Annotated in this window: 1 pseudogene; it reads right to left on the bottom strand. The window is 44.6% G+C overall.

Annotation, left to right across the window (positions count from 1 at the left end):
• A pseudogene (locus BZG01_RS21725) lies at positions 1 to 1,257 on the bottom strand (hypothetical protein); the annotation flags it as partial.

The following is a 1,257-nucleotide window of genomic DNA, read 5'->3' as shown; positions in this document are numbered from 1 at the left end:
TGGTTTCGCCGGTACTCCATAAATAAGTTGATCCTGCGTTGCCGGCGTCAAAAGTGATCGTATTTCCTGAGCAAGTCTGCTGATCTGCCCCAAGGTTTACTGTTGGGTTGGCATGAATGGTTGCATTGGCATCGTCTGTTGCTGAACAGCCGTTGGCATCAATTACTGTTACGCTGTAGTTTCCACTCGCCGAAACTGTGATTGTCTGCGTGGTTTCACCGGTACTCCATAAATAAGTGGCACCAACATTTCCTGCATCAAATGAAATACTGTTGCCGGCACAGGTTTCCTGATCAATGCCTAAATCAACAACTGGATTTGCATGGATAGTTGCATTGGCATCGTCTGTTGCTGAACAGCCGTTGGCGTCTGTAACTACAACTGAATAATTGCCACTCGCTGAAACTGTAATCGTCTGAGTGGTTTCGCCGGTACTCCATAAATAAGTGGCACCAACATTTCCTGCATCAAATGTGATGCTGTTGCCGGAACAGGTTTCCTGATCAATTCCTAAATCAACAACTGGATTCGCATGAATTGTAGCATTTGCATCATCACTTGCAGAACAGCCGTTGGCGTCTGTAACTACAACTGAATAATTGCCACTCGCTGAAGCAGTGATTGTCTGTGTGGTTTCACCGGTACTCCATAAATAAGTGGCACCAACATTTCCTGCATTAAATGTGATGCTGTTGCCGGAACAGGTTTCCTGATCAATTCCTAAATCAATAACTGGATTCGGATGTATTGTTGCATTGGCATCGTCTGTTGCTGAACAGCCGTTGGCATCAATTACTGTTACGCTGTAGTTTCCACTCGCCGAAACTGTAATTGTCTGTGTTGTTTCACCGGTACTCCATAAATAAGTGGCACCAACATTTCCTGCATCAAATGAAATACTGTTGCCGGCACAGGTTTCCTGATCGACTCCTAAATCAATAACTGGATTCGGATTTATTGTTGCATTGGCATCGTCTGTTGCTGAACAGCCGTTGGTATCAGTTACTGTTATGCTGTAATTTCCTGAAGCAGAAACTGTAATGCTTTGAGTAGTTTCACCGGTACTCCATAAATAGGTTGATCCTGCATTGCCGGCATCAAAAGTGATCGTATTTCCTGAGCAAGTCTGCTGATCTGCCCCCAAATTAACTGTTGGGTTGGCATGAATGGTTGCATTGGCATCATCTGTTGCTGAACAGCCGTTGGCATCTGTAACTACAACTGAATAATTGCCACTCGCCGAAACTGTGATTGTTT

Source organism: Labilibaculum manganireducens, from assembly GCF_002843385.1.
Lineage (GTDB): Bacteria > Bacteroidota > Bacteroidia > Bacteroidales > Marinifilaceae > Labilibaculum > Labilibaculum manganireducens.
Note: the sequence above shows the minus strand (reverse complement) of the source record. Positions and strands in the feature narration are given on the sequence as shown.